1 protein-coding gene is annotated in these 663 nt (G+C 51.0%); it reads left to right on the top strand.

Features of this window, described 5'->3' with window-relative positions; genetic code table 11:
• On the top strand, window positions 1-663 hold a 663-nt coding region (locus tag ACFPXP_RS02810), incomplete at both ends, for a hypothetical protein (RefSeq protein WP_379892157.1).

The raw sequence follows: 663 nt of genomic DNA, 5'->3' as shown, positions 1-663 counted from the left end.
TAGGAAATCGTCTCTCAAAAACAAGCATTTGGGGCGACGTGATTGAAACGGAAACTTACGTGTACGATGCAGCGGATAAACTGCTGGAGATGAGAAACGGTTCCGAAACGAACCAATATACGTATGACATGCGCGGCAATCTTCTATCCGTCGTGAAGCAGTCCAACAACATCCTAGATCCTTCCGTTACCGGTATGGTATACGGTTCGTATATAGGGATGAACATGGAGCCTGTAACGGTGACAGACGGGGTGTATGAGATGCCTGTCATTCCGGAACAATGGCTGCTTCTCCAAGCACAGGGAGAAACCGAGCTGTGGGAGCAGTATGAATGGGATGCAGCGGGACGCCTGCGCCAGATGATCAATCATAAGGGAGACATCAGCCGCTACGATTATGACGGTGATGGCAACCGCGTTAGAATGACCATGGATGTTGCGGCCGGACCGAAAGGCAATAACGGAAATGGCAATGGCAATAACGGGAATGGCAACGGAAATGGAAATAATGGCAATGGTAACGGGAATGGTCCGAAGAACTGCCATGTGGTGCCGCCAGGCTTTATTCCGCCGGGTTTAGCGAAGAAGTGCGGATGGGAAGACGAGTCGATTCCAGATTATCATAAGGGCGGTCCGAGAGACGGCTGGGAGCAGCAGTACAAGA

This window comes from Marinicrinis lubricantis (assembly GCF_042658665.1).
Taxonomy (GTDB): domain Bacteria; phylum Bacillota; class Bacilli; order Paenibacillales; family KCTC-33676; genus Marinicrinis; species Marinicrinis lubricantis.
Note: the sequence above shows the minus strand (reverse complement) of the source record. Positions and strands in the feature narration are given on the sequence as shown.